Origin of the sequence: Micromonospora sp. MH33, assembly GCF_003013775.1 — a bacterium.
Classification (GTDB): domain Bacteria; phylum Actinomycetota; class Actinomycetes; order Mycobacteriales; family Micromonosporaceae; genus Micromonospora; species Micromonospora fulviviridis.
Map to the genome: position 1 here is coordinate 1 of NZ_MUYZ01000028.1, position 15,234 is coordinate 15,234.

Here is a 15,234-nt window from a genome sequence, read left to right on the forward strand (position 1 = left end):
GGCCGCGGCGGCCGCCCCGGGCCCCGGCACCGGCGCCGGCCCGCTCGCGGTCGGGCGCCCGCGCACCGAGTACGCCGATCGCCTCCTCGGCACCGACGTCGCGCAGCCCCGCTTCTCCTGGACCGGCACCGCCCGCGGCCACGGCGCCACCCAGAGCGCATACCAGGTACTCGTGGCCAGCCGGCCGGACCGGCTCACTCCGGACGCGGCCGACGTCTGGGACTCCGGCCGGGTGGCCTCGGCGCGCTCCGTCGGCGTGACGTACGCCGGCCCGGTCCTGGCCCCGCGCACCCGCTACCACTGGACCGTACGGCTGTGGGACGGCGCCGGCCGGGAGACCGGGTGGAGCACGCCGACCTGGTTCGAAACCGGTCTGCGCGAGGACGGCTTCGGCGCGGCCCGCTGGGTCGGCGCGCAGCCGGACCTCGAGCAGGCGCCGCTGGACCTCGCCGGGGCGTCGTGGATCTGGACCCCGGGAGCCACCGCCGGCAACGCGCCGGCCGGCACCCGCTGGTTCCGGGGCCGGCTCACCGTCCCGGCCGGCGTCGAGATTGCGGCCGCGTACCTTGTCGTCACCGCCGACGACGACTACACCGCCTACCTCGACGGGCGGCAGGTGCTGTACGCGCCGCAGCAGACCGACGGCTGGAAGAGCGCCGAACTGGCCGACGTCACCGAACTGGCCCGCGCCGCCGTGGGCGGCACGCTCACCCTGGCCGCGGTGGCCACCAACCGGCCCGGTCCCTCGGTCAACCCGGCCGGCCTGCTGGCCAAGCTGGTGGTGACGACCACCACAGGCGAGCGGCTCCTCCTCGTCACCGACGGGACCTGGCGCAGCACCGATACCGAGCACCCCGGCTGGCAGGAGGCCGGATACGACGACAGCGGCTGGACCGGCGTGGCCTTGCTGGCCCCGTACGGGCAGGGCCCGTGGGCCGGCAACGTCACCGTGCCCCAGCCGCGGGCCCTGGACCTGGCCGGCGCGTCCTGGGTGTGGGGGCCGGGGGCGACGGTGAACAACGCGCCCGTCGGCCCGCGCTGGTTCCGTGCCCGGCTGGCCCTGCCCGCCGGGCTCGACATCGCCTCCGCCCGGCTGATCATGAGTGCCGACGACGATTTCACCGCTTACCTCGGCGGCCAGCTCACCCTGTCGGCACCCCAGCAGACCGACGGCTGGCGCACCGCCCGGGTCGCGGACGTCACCGCGCTGGCCCGCGGGGCCGTCGGCAAAGAGCTGGTCCTGGCCGCGATCGCCACCAACCGGCCCGGCGCATCGGTCAACCCGGGCGGTCTCATCGCGAAGCTCGTCGTCCGGACCGCCGACAGCCGCGAGCTGGTGCTGGTCACCGATGCCGGCTGGCGGACCACCGGCACGGTCGAGTCCGGCTGGGAACAGCCGGGGCACGACGACTCGGCCTGGTCGCCGGTGGTGGTGCTCGCCGCGTACGGGCAGGGCCCGTGGGGCAGCGGCATCGAGCCGCCGGTGGAGGAGCGGCCGGCGCCGCTGCTGCGCCGCGCGTTCCGGCTGACCAAGCCGGTGGCGAGCGCCCGGCTGTACGCCAGCGGACTCGCCTACCAGGTGCTGCACGTCAACGGGAAGCGGGTCGGGGACGCGGTACTGGACCCGGGGTTCACCGACTACGACGACACCGTCCTGTACGTGACGCACGATGTCACCGACCTGCTCGCCGAGGGACAGAACGTGCTCTGCGCCGAGCTGGGCCGTGGCTTCTACGGCATGACCACCCGCAACGTGTGGCGCTGGCACCAGCCACCGTGGCACGGCGAGCCCCGACTGCTCGCCCGCCTCGTCGTCGCGCACCCCGACGGGTCACGCACCGAGATCGTCAGCGACGATGCCTGGCGGATCACCGCCGGCCCCACCCGGTCCAATTCGCTGTACGCGGGGGAGACGTACGACGCCCGGCAGGAGCAGGACGGCTGGTCGACGGCCGGCTTCGACGACTCCGGCTGGGCGGAGGCGAGCGTCCTGGACGCCCCGGCCGGCACGCTGCGCGCCCAGGAGCACGAGCCGATCCGGGTGATCGAGTCCGTCGCCCCGGTAACGCTCACCTCGCCGCGCGGTGGCGTCTGGGTGGCCGACTTCGGCCGGACCACCGCCGGCTGGGTGCGGCTGCGCGTCACCGCCCCGGCCGGCACCACCATCCGCATCCTGTACGGCGAGAAGCTGCGCGCCGACGGCACCGTCGAGGCGGCCAACGGCAACGTGCAGAGCGCCCGGTTCCAGCAGGACGAGTACGTCGCCCGGGGCGGCGGCGAGGAGGTGTGGGAGCCGAGCTTCTCCTACAAGGGCTTCCGCTACGTCCAGCTCGACGGTCTGCCCGGCGCGGCGAGCACGGGCACCGTCACGATGCGGGTGGTGCACTCCGATGTCCGCGACGTCGGCGAGTTCCGGTGCAGCGAAGCACTGTTCGAGCGGTTCGAGCAGATGATGCGCCGGACGGTCCGCAACAACCTGCACGGCATCCCCACCGACACCCCGATGTACGAGAAGAACGGCTGGACCGGTGACGCGCAGGTGGCCGCCCCCACCATGGCGGGCCTGCTGGACCTGTCCCGGTTCTTCACCAAGTGGCTCGGCGACCTGCGCGACAGCCAGGTCTCCTCCGGCCAGGTGCCGGTGATCGTGCCCAGCGGCGGCTGGGGCTACCAGGAGCTCGCCCCGGCGCCGGAGTGGACGACCGTCTACCCGTTCCTGCTGCGGGAGATGCACCGGTGGTACGGCGACGACCGGCTGCTGCGGCAGCACTGGCAGGCGGTGGCCGACTACCTGGAGTGGGAGCTGGGCCGGCTGCGCGACGGGCTCGCCGTGACCGCGCTCGGGGACTATCTGTCGCCGGGCACCGGCGGGAACCCGCCCGAGGACACCCGGCTCACCGCCACCGCGTACCTGCACCGGGCGCTGGTGGCCACCGCCGAGGTCGGCGAGCTGACCGGCCAGGACGCGCAGGCCGCCCGGTTCCGTAGCGCGGCCGCCGGGCTGCGGGACCGGCTCAACGAAACATTCCTGGACCGGGCCCGCGGGCTCTACCGCACCGACCGCGATCCCGGCTACCGGCAGACCTCCAACGCGGTGCCGCTGGCCTTCGGGCTGGTACCCGACGACCTGGTCGGCGCGGTGGTGGACAACCTGGTGGCCGACATCCGCGACCGGGGCTGGCACCTCAACACCGGCTGCCTCGGCACCAGCGTCCTGCTGCCGGTGCTGACCGCGCACGGTCACGCCGACGTGGCCGTCCGGGTGGCGCGGCAACGGACCTACCCGAGCTGGGGCTACTGGGTGGAGGACGGCGCCGACACCATGTGGGAGATGTGGCCGACGTCGACGCGCTCGCGCCAGCACTACTTCCACGGCACGGTGGTGCAGTGGCTCTACGAGCACGTGGCCGGCCTGCGCCCGGTCGCCGACGGCTGGGGCCGCATCGTGGTACGGCCGGACGCCCGCACCGAGCTGTCTGCCGCGTCGGCGGCGGTGGACACGGTCCGCGGCCGGGCGTCATCGGCGTGGCTACTCGTGGACGGGCAGTTCGAGCTGACCGTGCAGGTGCCGGTGGGCGCCACCGCCGAGGTGCATGTGCCCGCGGCGCGGGCCGAGGACGTCGAGGCGTCCCCGGGCGGGCTGGTGACCGCCCGGCGGATGGCCGACGGCTACCTCGTGCACACCGTTGGCTCGGGCACCTGGCGGTTCGTCAGCACTTCCGCCTGAAAAGGCGACGACGCCGGCCGCGCGGGGGAGCGCGGCCGGCGTCGTCGTGCCGGGCCACCTGCGTGGTCAGCGCCGCACGCGTCGGGGTTGCTCGCTGGAGCGGCGTACGACCAGCTCCGGCTGGAACACGACGTGCCTGTGCCGGTGCTTCTCGCCGGACGCGGCCTCCTCGAGCAGCAGTTGGGCCGCGGTGCGGCCGAGCTGCTCGCGCGGTTGACGCACCGACGACAGCGGCACCGCCGCCGCGCCGGCGAACTCGATGTCGTCGTAGCCGACGATGGCCAGGTCGGCGGGGACCCGCAGGCCGCGTGCGGTGACTTCCTGCAGCACGCCGAGGGCGATCAGGTCATTGGCGCAGAAGACCGCGGTGGGCCGCTGCCGGGCGGGCAGGGTCAGCAGTTCCTCCGCGGCGCGCCGCCCGGCGGTGACGGTGAGGCTGGTGGTGGCGGCCACCCGCAGATCGGCGCCGCTGCCGCGTTCGTCGAGGGCGGCGGCGGCCCCGGCGTGCCGTTCGGCGACCTGGGCGATGGAGAACGGGCCGCCGAGGAACGCGATGCGGCGGTGGCCCTGGTCCAGCAGGTGGTCCATGGCCAGCCGACCGCCGAGCACGTCGTCCACGGCCACGGAGCAGAGGCTGGCCCGGCCCGAGCCCCGGTCGACGAGCACCACCGGGATGCCGCGGTCGACTAGCTTGTCCAGGTTCGCCTGGCGGCCGTGCCCGACCGGGGTGATGAGCACCCCGCGGACCCGTTGCTCCTCCAGCAGTTCCAGGTGCCGGAGTTCCCGGCCGCTGTCCTCGCCGCTGTTGCAGACGACGAGCATGGCACCGGCCTCCTCAACCACCTGTTCGGCCCCGCGCACCACGTCGGTGAAGAACGGGTTGGCCACGTCCAGCACCACGATGGCGACGGTGCGGCTGTGCCCGGCGCGCAGCTGGCGGGCGGAGTCGTTGCGGACGTAGCCGAGTGCCCTGATGGCGTCGAGCACCCGCTGCCGCGTGGCGGGGGCGACCGTGTCGGGCCGGTTGAGCACGTTGCTCACCGTGCCGAGGGAAACGCCGGCGTGCCGGGCGACCTCCTTGATGTTCGCCGCTGCCATGGGCTCCTCGACGGTCGGTGCGGTTTGGGTGGTCGCGGCCCGCTGTCGGGCGGGCGGCGGCCGCGGTGCGGTCGCGGCCGGACGGGGGCCGGTCGAACAGATCCGACCGGCTGACGACGGGCAGTCTATAGCGCCTAAAACGTTTCATCCAGTCCGGTACCGGTGCCCGGCGTGCCCCGATCCGACGACTGGCGAGGGGCCGCAAGGCCGATCGAATCGCCCGCTCCGGCAACAGGCAAGAAATCGGCGGGAAACTCTTGACGCTCACGAATGGCTGGCCCTACCGTCCATGCACAACCGATGAAACGATTCAGGAGGGGGTCGGATGAGCCCCGGCGCACCGGGCGCGGACGGCGCTCCGTTGCTGGAACTGGACGGCGTGACGAAGTCCTTCGGGGCCGTCGCCGCGCTGCAGGGGGTGCACCTGGCGCTGCACCCCGGTGAGGCCCACGCCCTCGTGGGCGAGAACGGGGCTGGCAAGTCCACCCTGGTGAAGGTGCTGGCCGGAGCGCACACCCCGGACACCGGCACGATGACCCTCGACGGCCGGCCGCTGGAGCTGCGTGACCCGGCCGACGCCCGGGCGGCCGGGATCGCCGTCATCTACCAGGAACCGACGCTGTTTCCGGACCTGTCGGTCGCCGAGAACATCTACATGGGCCGGCAGCCCCTGCGTGGCCTGCGCCGCATCGACGGTCGCGCGATGATCCGGGACGCCGAGCGACTGTTCGCGCGCCTCGGCGTTCGGATCGACCCCGCCCGCCCGGCCCGCGGATTGTCCATCGCCGACCAGCAGCTCGTCGAGATCGCCAAGGCGCTCTCCTTCGACGCCCGGGTCCTGGTGATGGACGAACCCACCGCCGCGCTCTCCGGCGTCGAGGTGGAACGGCTCTTCGGGGTCGCCCGGTCGCTGTGCGAGCGCGGCGCCGCAGTACTGTTCATCTCGCACCGCTTCGACGAGGTCTTCGACCTCTGCCAGCGGATCACCGTGCTGCGCGACGGCGCCTGGGTCTCCAGCGACAGGACCGTCGACCTCACCGTCGACGAGGTCGTGCGACGCATGGTCGGCCGCGAGGTGTCCTCGCTCTACCCGAAGCAGGACGCCCCGCTCCGCGACACCCTGCTGGAGGTACGCGGGCTCAGCCGCGCCGGCGTGTTCTCCGACGTGTCCTTCTCCGTCCGGGGCGGCGAGATCGTCGCTCTGGCCGGGCTGGTCGGCGCCGGACGCAGCGAGGTGGCCCGCGCGATCTTCGGCGTCGACCGCTACGACGCCGGCGAGGTGCAGGTCGCCGGCCGGGCCCTGCCGCCGGGCAACCCGCGCAAGGCGATCGCCGCCGGCATGGCGCTCGTCCCCGAGGACCGCCGCCAGCAGGGCCTCGTCATGGAGCTGTCGGTGGAACGCAACGCCACGCTCGCCCGCCGCCGGGCGCTGAGCCGGCTCGGCCTGCTTCTCGGCGGCGCCGAGCGCGCCGAGGCCCGCCGCTGGACCCGCCGGCTGCAGGTCAAGACCGCTCGCCTCGCCGCCCCGGTGGCCACCCTCTCCGGCGGCAACCAGCAGAAGGTCGTCCTCGCCAAGTGGCTGGCCACCCAACCACGGATCCTGATCATCGACGAACCGACCCGCGGCATCGACGTCGGCACCAAGGCCGAGGTCCACCGGCTGCTGTCCGAACTGGCCGGCGAGGGCCTGGCCATCCTGATGATCAGCAGCGAGCTGCCCGAGGTGCTCGGCATGGCCGACCGGGTGCTGGTCATGAACGAGGGACGGGTGGTCCGCGAGCTGCCCCGGGCCGAGGCCGACGAGACCTCCGTGATGTTCGCCGCGACCGGCCAGGGAGAAACGGCATGAGCCTCATCGACGCGGGCACGCCCGAACGGGTCGCCGACAACCTGCCACCCGGTCCGGGCCGACCCCGCCGCGGCCTCGCCGAGCGGCTGCTGGCCGTCCGCGAGCTGAGCCTGCTGCTCGCGCTCGGCGCGCTGATCCTGGTCACCACGTTGCGCAACGACCGCTTCCTCAGCGCGCAGAGCAGCAAGGACCTGCTGCTGGGCTGCGCGATCCTGGTGATCCTCGCGGTCGGCCAGACCCTGGTCATCGTCACCCGCAACGTCGACCTGTCCGTGGGGTCGATCCTCGGGCTGGTCGCCTTCGCCACCGGCGAGCTCTTCCTCGCCGCACCCGGCACGCCCTGGCCGATCGCCCTCCTGCTCGGGGTCGCGCTGGGCGCGCTGTGCGGGCTGGTGAACGGCGGCCTGATCGCGGTGGCCAGGGTGCCGGCGCTGGTCATCACCCTGGGCACCCTCTACGCGTTCCGCGGCGTTGACTACTACTGGGCCGCCGGTCGGCAGATCAACGCTGCCGACATGCCGAAGCCGTTCCTGCGCCTGGGTAACCAGACGGTGCTCGGCGTACCGGTGCTCTTCCTGGTCGCGCTCGTCGTAGTCGCCGCCGTCGGCTTCTACCTGCGCTCCTACCGCAGCGGTCGCGAGCTGTACGCCATCGGCTCCGAGCCGGCCGCGGCCCGGCTGTCCGGCATCCCGGTCGGCCGCCGCGTGTTCGCCGTCTTCGTCGCCAACGGCGCGCTCGCCGGCCTCGCCGGGGTGCTCTACGCCGCCCGGTTCGGCACCCTCGACGCGGCCGCCGGCTCCGGCCTCGAACTCCAGGTCGTCGCCGCCGCCGTGGTCGGCGGGGTGGCCATCTTCGGCGGCAGCGGCAGCGCGTACGGCGCGGCGCTCGGCGCCGTCCTGCTCACCACGATCGGCAGCTCGCTGGCCGTCCTGCGCATCGACCCGTTCTGGCAGCAGGCCGTGGTCGGCGCGCTCATCCTCGCCGCCATCGGTCTGGACCGGCTCCTGGCCCTCCGGATGGCAGCCCGGCTCCGAGGGAGAAGCGCTCATGGCGCATGACAGCCTGTACGCCGCGCCGACGTCCGGGCCGGACACCGAGCGGGAGTCGGGCCGCCTGGCCGGGCTGCGGGGCGCGCTCGGCACCTGGGACGCGGCGATCGTGGCCGTCCTGGTGGCGGTGCTGCTGGCCAGCCTGTCGGTGCAGAACTTCGCCACCGGCCGCAACGTCCAGTTCCTGCTGCTCGACCTGGTGCCGCTTGCCCTGCTCGCGCTGCCCATGACGCTGATCGTCATCACCGGCGAGATCGACTTGTCGGTGGCCAGCACGGTCGGCCTGAGCAGCACCCTGATGGGACAGATGTGGCTGTCCAGCGGGCTGTCCCGGGAGCTGATCTGCGTCCTGGTGGTGCTGATCGGGGCGGTGCTCGGCGCGGTCAACGGCCTGTTCGTCACCGGCTTCGGCCTGCCGTCGCTGGCGGTCACCATCGGCACCCTCGCCCTCTACCGGGGACTGTCCTTCGTCGTGCTCGGCGACCAGGCGGTGGCCGACTTCCCGGCCAACTGGACCGCGGCCGCCGTGCAGGCCATCCCCGGCACGTCGATCCCCGCCGCGGTCGTCCCGGTGCTGCTGCTCGCGCTGGTCTTCGGCGTCGTGCTGCACGCCACGCCCGTCGGCCGGGCGTTGTACGCCATGGGCAACAACGACGAGGCCGCCACGTTCGCCGGCGTGTCCGTGGCCCGGACCAAGTTCTGGCTCTTCGTGGTCTCCGGGGCGGTCGGCGGCCTGGTCGGGATCTTCTGGACCCTGCGCTACGCCAGTGCCCGCGGCGACAACGCCACCGGCCTGGAGCTGACCGTGGTGACCGCCGTACTGCTGGGCGGCGTGTCCATCTTCGGCGGCCGCGGCGGGCTGCTCGGCGTGGTCGCCGGCGTCCTGCTCCTCGGGGTGCTGCGCAACGCGCTGCAGCTCGCCGACGTCGACGCCAACGCGCTGACCATCGTCACCGGAACCCTGCTGATCCTCTCCGTGGTACTGCCCAACGCCGTCGCCGACATCCGCGCCCGGCTGCACCGCCGCCGCCGGCGACGCACGCAGCTCAGCGCGTCGTGACCGGCGCACCTTCCCCCACCACCCCCGAAAGGATATCGATGTTCACGTACCGACGGCTCCGTGCCGGCGCCACCGCCCTCACCCTCGCCGCGCTGCTGCTCGGCTCCACCGCCTGCGGCGGCACCACCCGGGAGAACTCCGGCAACGACACCGGCGGCGGCGCGCAGGCCAGCGGCGCCGCCAACCCGGACGCCAAGCTCAAGGAGGGGCTCAAGATCGCCTTCCTGCCGAAGCAGGTGAACAACCCCTACTTCACCACCAGCGACAACGGCGGCAAGGACGCGGTCACCGAGATCAAAGGTGAGTTCAAGGAGGTCGGCCCCTCCGAGGCCAGCGCCTCGTCCCAGGTCAGCTACATCAACACGCTGTCCCAGCAGGGCATGGACGTCATCGTGACCTCCGCCAACGACCCGAACGCGATCTGCGGGGCGCTGAACCAGGCGAAGGCAGCCGGCGCCAAGATCGTCACCTTCGACTCCGACACCAAGCCGGAGTGCCGGCAGATCTTCGTCAACCAGGTGACCGCCGAAGGCATCGCCGAGAACCAGGTCAAGCTCATCTCCCAGCAGATCGGTGGCGAGGGCGAGATCGCCATCCTGTCCGCCACCGCCAACGCGACCAACCAGAACGCCTGGATCGCGCTGATGAAGGAGGAGCTGAAGAAGCCCGAGTACAGCAAGCTCAAGCTGGTCACGGTCGCGTACGGCAACGACGACGACCAGAAGTCGTTCCAGGAGACCCAGGGCCTGCTGCAGTCCTACCCCAACCTCAAGGGCATCATCTCCCCGACCACCGTCGGCGTCGCCGCCGCCGCCCGCTACCTCAGTGGGTCGCAGTACAAGGGCAAGGTCAAGCTGACCGGCCTGGGCACCCCGAACCAGATGCGCGAGTACGTCAAGGACGGCACGGTCGACGCGTTCGCCCTGTGGAACCCCGCCGACCTCGGCTACCTCGCCGCCTACGCGGGCGCGGCGCTCGCCTCCGGCCAGATCACCGGCGCCGAGGGCGACAAGTTCAAGGCCGGCAAGCTGGGCGAGTTCACCGTCGGCAAGGACGGCGTGGTCGTCCTCGGCCCGCCCACCGTCTTCGACAAGAGCAACATCGACCAGTTCAAGTTCTGACGCGCTGCCCGGCCGGTGCCCCGGCTCCACCCGGGCACCGGCCGGGGCGCCGACGGGAGAACCATGCCCCGCATCTGCTTCACCCTCCAGGTCGACCCGGCCCGCCTGCACGAGTACCGCGCCCGGCACGAGCGGGTCTGGCCGGAGATGCTCACCGCCCTCGCCGAGTGCGGCTGGCGCCACTATTCGCTGTTCCTGCGCGACGACGGCCTGCTCGTGGGGTTCCTGGTGACCGACGACTTCGCCGCGGCCCGGGCCGCCATGCAGACCCGCGACGTCAACGACCGCTGGCAGGCGGATATGGCGTCCTTCTTCCTCGACCTTGACCAGGGCACGGCCGACCGCGCCATGCGGCCGCTGGACGAGATCTTCAACCTCGAGGCGCAGCTCGCCGCCCAGACGGGAGAACCACAGTGACCCAGACCGACGCGCCGACCCGGGATCGGGTCAAGCAGGCCCTGCGCATCCAGCGCATCGAAACCCCGTCATGGGCGTACGCGAACTCCGGCACCCGGTTCAAGGTCTTCCCGCAGGAGGGCGTGCCGCGCGACCCGTACGAGAAGATCGCCGACGCCGCGGTGGTGCACCGGCTCACCGGCGTGGCGCCGACGGTGGCCCTGCACATCCCGTGGGACCGGGTCGACGACTACGCCGACCTGGCCCGATACGCCACCGACCAGGGCGTCACCCTGGGCGCGATCAACGCCAACGTGTTCCAGGACAACGACTACATGCTGGGCAGCGTCACCAACCCCGACCCAGGGGTACGCCGCAAGGCGATCGACCACCTGCTCGAGTGCGTGGACATCATGGACCGCACCGGCTCCCGCGACCTCAAGCTCTGGTTCTCCGACGGCACCAACTATCCCGGCCAGGACGACATCCGCGCCCGGCAGGACCGGCTCGCCGCCGCGCTGCGCGAGACGTACGACCGGCTCGGCGACGACCAGCGGCTGCTGCTGGAGTACAAGCTCTTCGAGCCGGCCTTCTACACCACCGACGTGCCGGACTGGGGCACCGCCTACGCACACTGCCTGGAGCTGGGCCCGAAGGCGCAGGTCGTCATCGACACCGGGCACCATGCGCCGGGCACCAACATCGAGTTCATCGTGGCGTTCCTGCTGCGGGTCGGGAAGCTGGGCGCGTTCGACTTCAACTCCCGCTTCTACGCCGACGACGACCTGATGGTCGGCGCCGCGGACCCGTTCCAGTTGTTCCGCATCATGTACGAGATCGTCCGCGGTGACGCCCTGCGCCCTGAGGCGGGGATCGCATTCATGCTCGACCAGTGCCACAACATCGAGCCGAAGATCCCGGCGATCATCCGTTCGGTGCTGAACGTGCAGGAGGCCACCGCCAAGGCGCTGCTCGTCGACGCCGCGGCGCTCGCGGCCGCCCAGCAGGCCGGTGACGTGCTCGGCGCCAACGCGGTGCTGATGGACGCGTACCACACCGACGTGCGGCCGCTGCTCGCCGAGCTGCGTGCCGACCTGGGCTTGGACCCGGACCCCATGGCCGCGTACGCCCGCTCCGGCTACTTCGACAAGATCCGCGCCGAACGCGTCGGCGGCCAGCAGGCCGGCTGGGGCGCCTGACCACCACTGAGAACGCACACAGGAGATGTGAGGACGATGCATTCCGAGGTTCAGGCGCTCATCGCCCGCAGCAACCGGCTCGGCGCCGACCCGAGCACCACCAACTACGCCGGCGGCAACACCTCGGCCAAGGGCGAGGCCACCGACCCGGTGACCGGCGGCCCCGTCGAGCTGCTCTGGGTCAAGGGCTCCGGCGGCGACCTCGGCACCCTCACCGAGGCCGGCCTAGCCGTGCTCCGGCTCGACCGGCTGCGCGCCCTCGTCGACGTCTATCCCGGCGTCGAGCGCGAGGACGAGATGGTGGCCGCCTTTGACTACTGCCTGCACGGCCGGGGCGGAGCGGCGCCGTCGATCGACACCGCGATGCACGGCCTGGTCGATGCCGCCCACGTCGACCACCTGCACCCCGACGCCGGCATCGCCATCGCCACCGCGGCCGACGGGCCCGAGCTGACCAAGGAGATCTTCGGCGACCGGGTGCTCTGGGTGCCGTGGCGGCGGCCCGGTTTCCAGCTCGGCCTCGACATCGCCGCCGTCGCGAAGGCCAACCCCCAGGCGATCGGCGTCATCCTCGGCGGGCACGGCATCACCGCATGGGGCGCGACCAGCGACGAGTGCGAGCGCAACTCGCGGGAGATCATCGGCACCGCCCAGGCGTTCCTCCACGAGCATGGCCGACGCGAGCCGTTCGGCCCGGTGGTCACCGGCTACGAGCCGCTGCCGCCCGACGAGCGGCGCGCCCGGGCGGCGGCGCTGGCGCCGGTGATCCGGGGACTCGCGTCGACCGACCGGCCGCAGGTCGGGCACTTCACCGACAGCGATGTGGTGCTCGACTTCGTCGCCCGCGAACGGCACCCCGCCCTTGCCGCGCTCGGCACCTCGTGCCCGGACCACTTCCTGCGGACCAAGGTCCGCCCGATGGTTCTCGACCTGCCACCCACCGCCCCGCTCGCGGACACCGTCGTGCGGCTCCGCGAACTGCACGCCGCCTACCGGGACGACTACCGTGCCTACTACGAGCGCCACGCCACCGGCGACAGCCCGCCGATGCGCGGTGCCGACCCGGCCATCGTGCTCGTGCCCGGCGTGGGCATGTTCAGCTTCGGGGCCAACAAGCAGACCGCCCGGGTGGCCGGCGAGTTCTACGTCAACGCGATCAACGTCATGCGCGGCGCCGAGGCGGTGTCGCGGTACGCCCCGATCGACGAGGCCGAGAAGTTCCGCATCGAATACTGGGCCCTCGAAGAGGCCAAGCTCGCCCGGATGCCCAAGCCGAAGCCGCTGGCCACCCGGATCGCCCTGGTCACCGGCGCCGGCTCCGGCATCGGCCGGGCCATCGCCCACCGGTTGGCCGCCGAGGGCGCCTGCGTCGTCGTCACCGACCGGGACACCGCCGCCGCCGAACGGGTCGCCGGGGAGCTGGACGGCCCGGACGTCGCGGTGGCCGTACCGCTGGACGTGACCGACACCGCCGCGGTGGCCGCGGCGGTCCGCGCGGCGGTCCTCGCCTTCGGCGGCCTGGACCTGGTGGTCAACAACGCCGGCCTGTCGCTGTCCAAGTCGCTGCTGGACACCACCGAGGCGGATTGGGACGTGCAGCACGACGTGATGGCCAAGGGCTCCTTCCTGGTCTCACGCGAGACCGCGCGGGTCCTCATCGAGCAGGGGATGGGCGGCGACATCGTCTACATCTCCAGCAAGAACTCCCTGTTCGCCGGCCCGAACAACGTCGCCTACGGAGCGGCCAAGGCCGACCAGGCGCACCAGGTCCGTCTCCTCGCCGCCGAGCTGGGCGGCCACGGCATCCGCGTCAACGGCGTCAACCCCGACGGAGTGGTGCGCGGCTCCGGCATCTTCGCCGGTGGCTGGGGTGCTCAGCGCGCCGCCGTCTACGGAGTTCCGGAGGACAAGCTGGGGGAGTTCTACGCCCAGCGCACCCTGCTCAAGCGGGAGGTGCTACCCGAGCACGTCGCCAACGCCGTCTTCGTGCTCACCGCCGGGGACCTGTCCCACACGACGGGGCTGCACGTCCCGGTGGACGCCGGCGTCGCCGCGGCCTTCCTCCGCTGAGCCGGCCGGTGCGAGGTGGGAACGACCGTGATGGTGGGGAAACCGGTGCTCGACGAGGAGGACCTGCGGCTGCTGCGGCTGCTGGCGGCGGGGCTACCGCTCGAGACGGTGGCGCGGCAGCTCGGGCTCTCCGAACGGACCGTGCGCCGGCGGATCCGGGCCGTCTGCGACCGGCTCGGCGTGAACGCGCCGATCCAGGCCGTGGTGTGGGCGGTCCGACGAGGGATGCTGTGAACGCCGTCGTTACCCTTGCCGCCGTCGACCTGGGCGCCTCCAGCGGCCGAGTCATGGTCGGACGCGTCGGCGCCGGGAAGCTGGACCTGACGGAGGCGCACCGGTTCACCAACGAGCCGGTACGCGCCGGGGACATCCTGCACTGGGACATCCTGCGCCTGTGGCGGGGCGTGCTCGACGGTCTGCGCGCCGCCGGACCCGTGGCCAGCATCGGCATCGACTCATGGGCCGTCGACTACGGGCTGGTCGACGCCTCCGGCGCGCTGCTCGGCAACCCGGTGCACTACCGGGACGGCCGCACCGACGGGGTCGCCGAGCGGGTCGCCAAACAGCTGGGCGAGGAGCGGCTCTACACGACCACAGGCCTGCAGCAGCTGCCGTTCAACACGCTCTACCAGCTCGTCGCGGCCGCCGGCACGCCGCAGCTGGACATCGCCCACCGGCTGCTGCTCATCCCGGACCTCATCGCGTACTGGCTCACCGGCCAGCTCGGCGCCGAGCTCACCAACGCCTCGACGACCCAGCTGTACGACCTGCGGCGGCGGGCCTGGGCCACCGGCCTGATGGCCGACGCGGGCATCCGCAGCGAGCTTTTCCCGCCGCTGCGCGAGCCGGGCACCCGGATCGGCCCGGTCCGGCCCGACCTGGCCCTGCCGGGCTCGCCGCAGGTGGTGGCCGTCGGCTCGCACGACACTGCATCGGCGGTGGTGGGCGTGCCGGCGGCGGGGCACCACTTCGCCTACATCTCGTGCGGAACCTGGTCTCTCGTCGGCGTTGAACTCGACGCCCCGGTCCTCAGCGAGGCGAGCCGCCGGGCCAACTTCACCAACGAGTCCGGCGTCGACGGCACGTTCCGCTACCTGCGCAACGTGATGGGCCTGTGGCTGTTGCAGGAATCGCTGCGCGCCTGGGGCGCCGGCGACCTGACCGACCTGCTGCGGCAGGCGGCCCGTGAACCGGCCTTCCGCTCCGTCGTGGACCCGGACGACACGGCGTTCCTGCCGCCCGGCGACATGCCCACGCGTATCGCCGACGCCTGCCGGCGAGCCGGCGAGCCGGTGCCCGCACACCCGGCGGCCACCGTCCGCTGCATCATGGACAGCCTCGCGCTGGCGCACCGGCGTGCCGTCCGACAGGCCCAGCAGCTCTCCGGCCGGCACGTCGACGCCGTGCACATCGTCGGCGGCGGCGCCCGCAACGAACTGCTGTGCCAGCTCACCGCCGACGCCTGCGGACTGCCGGTGCTCGCCGGTCCCATCGAGGCCACCGCGCTGGGCAACATCCTGGTACAGGCCCGCGCCGCCGGTGTGATCAACGGTGACCTGGCTGCCCTGCGGACCGTTCTGCGCGAGACTGAGCACATCGTGAGGTACGAGCCGCGCGGTGACGAGGCGGCCTGGCGGGCCGCCGAGGACCGGACGGGTGGTTGAA

At 72.6% G+C, this 15,234-nt stretch carries 11 protein-coding genes; 10 read left to right on the forward strand and 1 reads right to left on the reverse strand.

Annotated elements, in window-relative coordinates; all coding sequences use genetic code 11:
* The coding region (locus B0E53_RS07400; protein ID WP_210405977.1) for a family 78 glycoside hydrolase catalytic domain at positions 1–3,727 on the forward strand (3,727 nt) is incomplete at its 5' end.
* 66 nt (positions 3,728–3,793) lie between these two features.
* Here the strand turns inward: B0E53_RS07400 and B0E53_RS07405 are convergent.
* Entirely contained in the window at positions 3,794–4,825 is a 1,032-nt protein-coding gene (locus tag B0E53_RS07405) for a LacI family DNA-binding transcriptional regulator (RefSeq protein ID WP_107075318.1), read from the reverse strand.
* Between the two features lie 325 nt (positions 4,826–5,150).
* On the opposite strand from B0E53_RS07405, the gene B0E53_RS07410 reads away from it, so the two are divergent.
* The 9 genes from B0E53_RS07410 to B0E53_RS07450 all read left to right on the forward strand — a co-directional run bounded on the left by B0E53_RS07410 (position 5,151) and on the right by B0E53_RS07450 (position 15,233).
* On the forward strand, positions 5,151–6,674 hold the full coding sequence (locus B0E53_RS07410; protein WP_107075319.1) for a sugar ABC transporter ATP-binding protein: 1,524 nt from the start codon (positions 5,151–5,153) through the stop codon (positions 6,672–6,674).
* Positions 6,671–7,732: an ABC transporter permease gene (locus tag B0E53_RS07415; RefSeq protein WP_107075320.1), complete on the forward strand. Its 1,062-nt coding sequence runs from the start codon at positions 6,671–6,673 to the stop codon at positions 7,730–7,732. The genes B0E53_RS07410 and B0E53_RS07415 overlap by 4 nt, the downstream gene beginning before the upstream one ends.
* Positions 7,722–8,783 carry an ABC transporter permease gene (locus tag B0E53_RS07420; RefSeq protein ID WP_107075321.1) on the forward strand — a complete coding sequence of 354 codons (1,062 nt, stop codon included), beginning with the start codon at positions 7,722–7,724 and terminating at the stop codon, positions 8,781–8,783. Before B0E53_RS07415 ends, B0E53_RS07420 begins: the two co-directional genes overlap by 11 nt.
* 38 nt (positions 8,784–8,821) lie before the next feature.
* Entirely contained in the window at positions 8,822–9,904 is a 1,083-nt protein-coding gene (gene rhaS, locus B0E53_RS07425; RefSeq protein WP_107075322.1) for a rhamnose ABC transporter substrate-binding protein, read from the forward strand.
* 63 nt (positions 9,905–9,967) lie between these two features.
* On the forward strand, positions 9,968–10,321 hold the full coding sequence (locus tag B0E53_RS07430; RefSeq protein ID WP_107075348.1) for an L-rhamnose mutarotase: 354 nt from the start codon (positions 9,968–9,970) through the stop codon (positions 10,319–10,321).
* Entirely contained in the window at positions 10,318–11,499 is a 1,182-nt protein-coding gene (gene rhaI / locus B0E53_RS07435; RefSeq protein WP_107075323.1) for an L-rhamnose isomerase, read from the forward strand. The genes B0E53_RS07430 and rhaI overlap by 4 nt, the downstream gene beginning before the upstream one ends.
* Positions 11,500–11,535: 36 nt before the next feature.
* Positions 11,536–13,569: a bifunctional aldolase/short-chain dehydrogenase gene (locus tag B0E53_RS07440; RefSeq protein WP_107075324.1), complete on the forward strand. Its 2,034-nt coding sequence runs from the start codon at positions 11,536–11,538 to the stop codon at positions 13,567–13,569.
* Positions 13,570–13,599: 30 nt separating this feature from the next.
* Positions 13,600–13,803 (forward strand): LuxR C-terminal-related transcriptional regulator, encoded by a 204-nt coding sequence (locus tag B0E53_RS07445; RefSeq protein WP_107075325.1) that lies wholly within the window; start codon positions 13,600–13,602, stop codon positions 13,801–13,803.
* Entirely contained in the window at positions 13,800–15,233 is a 1,434-nt protein-coding gene (locus B0E53_RS07450) for a rhamnulokinase family protein (protein ID WP_107075326.1), read from the forward strand. Before B0E53_RS07445 ends, B0E53_RS07450 begins: the two co-directional genes overlap by 4 nt.
* Position 15,234: the final 1 nt, after the last annotated feature.

Bases quoted from the DNA above. Each gene is read 5' to 3' on its own strand.
- B0E53_RS07405 (WP_107075318.1), bottom strand. From the start codon at position 4,825: ATGGCAGCGGCGAACATCAAGGAGGTCGCCCGGCACGCCGGCGTTTCC.
- B0E53_RS07410 (WP_107075319.1), top strand. From the start codon at position 5,151: ATGAGCCCCGGCGCACCGGGCGCGGACGGCGCTCCGTTGCTGGAACTG.
- B0E53_RS07415 (WP_107075320.1), top strand. From the start codon at position 6,671: ATGAGCCTCATCGACGCGGGCACGCCCGAACGGGTCGCCGACAACCTG.
- B0E53_RS07420 (WP_107075321.1), top strand. From the start codon at position 7,722: ATGGCGCATGACAGCCTGTACGCCGCGCCGACGTCCGGGCCGGACACC.
- rhaS (WP_107075322.1), top strand. From the start codon at position 8,822: ATGTTCACGTACCGACGGCTCCGTGCCGGCGCCACCGCCCTCACCCTC.
- B0E53_RS07430 (WP_107075348.1), top strand. From the start codon at position 9,968: ATGCCCCGCATCTGCTTCACCCTCCAGGTCGACCCGGCCCGCCTGCAC.
- B0E53_RS07440 (WP_107075324.1), top strand. From the start codon at position 11,536: ATGCATTCCGAGGTTCAGGCGCTCATCGCCCGCAGCAACCGGCTCGGC.
- B0E53_RS07445 (WP_107075325.1), top strand. From the start codon at position 13,600: ATGGTGGGGAAACCGGTGCTCGACGAGGAGGACCTGCGGCTGCTGCGG.